Genomic DNA, 3,157 nt, shown 5'->3' with positions numbered 1-3,157 from the left:
CTGCTCGGCGACGACTGCTGGTGGGCCCCGGCCTGGATGAAACGCATCCAGGAACGCCTCGGCCTCGGCGAACCGATCCTCGACGACGAACGCATCCCGACCGATGTCCCCGATCTCGCCAGGACGCCGCAGTTTCACGCCGGCGAACCGATGACCGAGCCGTTCCGGCGAGCGGGTGCGCCGGCAAGCCCGGTCCGGACCGAATCGCGCTCGCGACGGAACAGGTCCCCGGAGGGTGCGTCGCCGATCAGCGTCGGTGAGCTGCTCGCCCGGAACAACCACAGCTGGGACCAAGGGCGGCAGTGGTAGCGGGCGGGCTTCGATCGCCCGGCTACGCGGTGGCGCGGCGCAGTGTCTCCCACGCGAGGGCAAGGCACCCGATCGCCGCGGCGAGCGGCAAAACCGCCGTCGGAACCACGCGGGCGACGTCGGTGAACCACGAGCCGATCGCCGGCCACCACCGAGCCCAGGTGATCACGATCCCGGACAGTCCGAGCAGGCCCACGGTTCCGGTGAAGGCGGCGAGCAGCCCGGTGGCTCGCCAGCGCTGGTAGATCGCGCCCACCAGGATCGCGAGCGCACTGGTCGACAGCAGGGTCGCGAACAGGATGAGCAGTTGCAGTGCTCCGCTGTCGGTGAGGTAGCGCGCGAGGCCGAACATGCGCATGTGCACACCCCAGCCGTCGGTGGCGGCCTCCACGAGGGACAGCAGGTGGAGGACGATCGCGAACACCGCCGACTGGGCCAGCGCCATCACCGCGGTGGCGGCGAAGAACTCGCGCCGGGTGACACTCAGTCCGAGCGCGAAGGGGAACGTCTGGGTCATCGACTGGAGGTAGAACGCGACCACGAAGCCGTAGACGGCGAACATGCTGCCGGTGAACCCTTCGTCCTGCTCGTTCCCCACGATCGCGTAGATGGTGAAGCTGATCAGGAACGACGTCAGCAGGATGCCGACGGGCCAGGCGATGAGCAGCGGCCACGCGACAGTGTGCAGGCGCAGGACGGATCCGATCCTGGACCGGGTCGGCGCCTTCGGGAGCGCGGGCGCCGGCGTCACGGTGGCGGTCATGCGGTGGTCTCCTTGCGCTGGGTGGTGGTCCGGATGACGAGTTCCTGCAGCGAGGCCGGCTCGGTCTCGACGCCGGCCTCGCGCAGCCGGTCCCGCTCGGCGGCACCGACCGAAGTCCGCACGGTGGTGCGGGCGAGCGCGCCGAGCGATTCACGGTGCAGCACCGTGCCGGACGCGGCGAAGGCCTCGACGGCGTCGACGGGACCGGACGCCACCACGGCGTGCGTGCGCAAGGTGTCGGCGTCCTCGTCGAGGACGATCCGTCCGCGGTCGACGACGAGCACGTGCTCGAGCAGGTTCGCCACCTCGTCGATCAGGTGGGTGGACAGCACCACCGTTCGTGGATGTTCGGCGTAGTCGGCGAGCAGCCTGTCGTAGAACAGTTGGCGGGCAACGGCATCGAGGCCCAGATACGGTTCGTCGAAGAGCGTCAGCGGTGCCCGCGAGGCGAGTCCGATGATCACCCCCATGGCCGAGCGCATGCCGCGCGATAGCTTCTTGACCTTGCGGCACGAGGGCAGTTGGAAGTCGTCGAGCAGGGTCCCGGCGAACTCGCGGTCCCAGTTCGGCAGCAGGTGGCCGGCGGCGGCGAGCACGTGCCTGACCCGCAGATCGTCGGGATAGGTCTGGCTCTCCTTGACGAAGCACACGTTGGCCAGCACGTCCGAGTTCTCGAACGGGGTCGCGCCGAACACCGAGACCTCGCCACTCGTGTGCAGGTCCTGCCCGGTCAGGATCTGCATGATGGTCGTCTTGCCCGCACCGTTGCGTCCGAGCAGGCCGTAGATGGTGTTGCGCCGGAGGTCGAAGGAGACGTCCGCGAGCGCCTCGACGTCGGCGTAGGTCCTGCTCACCCCGCGCATCGATGCGACGGCGCCCGGTCCGACGGTGCGCGCGTCGGTGGGCTCGGCCGTGGTCAGGCTCCGGGTCATCGTGCCACCTCCGTGTGGTCGAGCATGGACGCGAGTTCGTCGCGGGAAATCCCGAGGCGTGCGGCTTCCGCGACGAGTGGCTCGATGTACTGGCGCGCGAACGACTCTCGGCGCCGGAACCGGAGCGCGTCGCGCGCCCCGACGGTGACGAACATTCCGATTCCTCGTTTCTTGTAGAGGATCCCGTCGGCAACCAGCTGGTTCAGCCCCTTGGCCGCGGTCGCCGGATTGATCCGGTGAAAGGCCGCCAGTTCGTTGGTCGAGGGCACCTGGCCGTCCTCAGGCAGGGTGCCGTCGACGATCGAGCTCTCGATCTGCTCGGCGATCTGTTGGAACAGCGGCCTGCCGTCGTCGATCACGGCCGTGACCGCCCGTGAAGGCTCACTGGTTCATTACTCATGTAATGAACCATAGGGCCTAGGTGGCGGCCCGGCAACCCGTTGCCGTTCGGCCGAGCCGACCGCTCGAGGCCTGCAGCCGTGTACCGTCCGAAGCCATGGAATCGAGGGAAGTGGCCGCAGGGGACGCCACCGTCACCGTGCGCATCGACGGACCTGAGAGCAAGCACACCGTGCTGTTGCTGCCCGGTGCGGGGGAGAACGGATCGATCTTCGACGCGGTCTGCGAGCGGCTGCACAACTCCGACCTGCGCACGGTCGTACCGGAGTCGATCGACGGGCTCGACGAGACGTCGACGGTGGCGCTGCTCGACGCGCTGAAGCTGCCGTGGGTGAACCTGGCGGGCAACCGAGAGGGTGCGGCCCTGGCCTGGCTGCTGGCCGCCCGCACGTTCGGCCGGTTCGCCAGCCTGGTGGTCGCGGACTGCCCGCACCCCGCGGTCGCCGACCTCGACGGCCTCGTCCGGCAGGCCGACTGCCCCGCGATCGAGATGCCGACGACGCTGCTGATCGGCAGCTCGCTGGCCCGTCCGTTCGCCGACAACAGCGGTCGCCGCGTCTACTCCGACTACCGGGTCGTCCAGCTCGACGGGGTCGACTCGATACCCGAGGCCGCGTCCGCCGAGATGGCAACGGAGATCGTGCTGCGCACCAGCAGCTGGTGATGCGCTTCGCGCAGTGGTGGGGGGGGGGGGGGGTGGGGGGACGTAAAACAACACCAACACCCCAGCCCCCCAACACCCCACACAGCCGGG

General features: G+C 69.2%; 5 protein-coding genes. 2 read left to right on the top strand and 3 right to left on the bottom strand.

Going from position 1 to position 3,157, the window contains the following annotated elements; translation table 11 throughout:
• On the top strand, positions 1-309 hold a 309-nt coding region (locus tag ACFVH2_RS21275; protein ID WP_378475723.1), incomplete at its 5' end, for a hypothetical protein.
• A gap of 22 nt (positions 310-331) precedes the next feature.
• Here ACFVH2_RS21275 and ACFVH2_RS21270 read toward each other — a convergent pair.
• The 3 genes from ACFVH2_RS21270 to ACFVH2_RS21260 are packed head-to-tail and all read right to left on the bottom strand — an operon-like array spanning position 332 to position 2,363.
• Positions 332-1,072 (bottom strand): ABC transporter permease, encoded by a 741-nt coding sequence (locus ACFVH2_RS21270; protein ID WP_378428702.1) that lies wholly within the window; start codon positions 1,070-1,072, stop codon positions 332-334.
• Positions 1,069-2,004 carry an ABC transporter ATP-binding protein gene (locus tag ACFVH2_RS21265; RefSeq protein WP_378428704.1) on the bottom strand — a complete coding sequence of 312 codons (936 nt, stop codon included), beginning with the start codon at positions 2,002-2,004 and terminating at the stop codon, positions 1,069-1,071. The genes ACFVH2_RS21270 and ACFVH2_RS21265 overlap by 4 nt, the downstream gene beginning before the upstream one ends.
• Positions 2,001-2,363, bottom strand: coding sequence for a GntR family transcriptional regulator (locus ACFVH2_RS21260; protein ID WP_378428706.1), 363 nt, complete (start codon positions 2,361-2,363; stop codon positions 2,001-2,003). The genes ACFVH2_RS21265 and ACFVH2_RS21260 overlap by 4 nt, the downstream gene beginning before the upstream one ends.
• A gap of 137 nt (positions 2,364-2,500) precedes the next feature.
• On the opposite strand from ACFVH2_RS21260, the gene ACFVH2_RS21255 reads away from it, so the two are divergent.
• Positions 2,501-3,067: an alpha/beta hydrolase gene (locus ACFVH2_RS21255; RefSeq protein ID WP_378428708.1), complete on the top strand. Its 567-nt coding sequence runs from the start codon at positions 2,501-2,503 to the stop codon at positions 3,065-3,067.
• The last annotated feature ends 90 nt before the right edge of the window (positions 3,068-3,157 follow it).

The organism is Rhodococcus sp. NPDC127527 (genome assembly GCF_042672245.1).
Classification (GTDB): domain Bacteria; phylum Actinomycetota; class Actinomycetes; order Mycobacteriales; family Mycobacteriaceae; genus Rhodococcus_G.
Note: the sequence above shows the minus strand (reverse complement) of the source record. Positions and strands in the feature narration are given on the sequence as shown.

What these genes read in the sequence shown, in the direction of transcription:
- ACFVH2_RS21270 (WP_378428702.1), bottom strand. Translation starts at nt 1,072, where the DNA reads ATGACCGCCACCGTGACGCCGGCGCCCGCGCTCCCGAAGGCGCCGACC.
- ACFVH2_RS21255 (WP_378428708.1), top strand. Translation starts at nt 2,501, where the DNA reads ATGGAATCGAGGGAAGTGGCCGCAGGGGACGCCACCGTCACCGTGCGC.
- ACFVH2_RS21265 (WP_378428704.1), bottom strand. Translation starts at nt 2,004, where the DNA reads ATGACCCGGAGCCTGACCACGGCCGAGCCCACCGACGCGCGCACCGTC.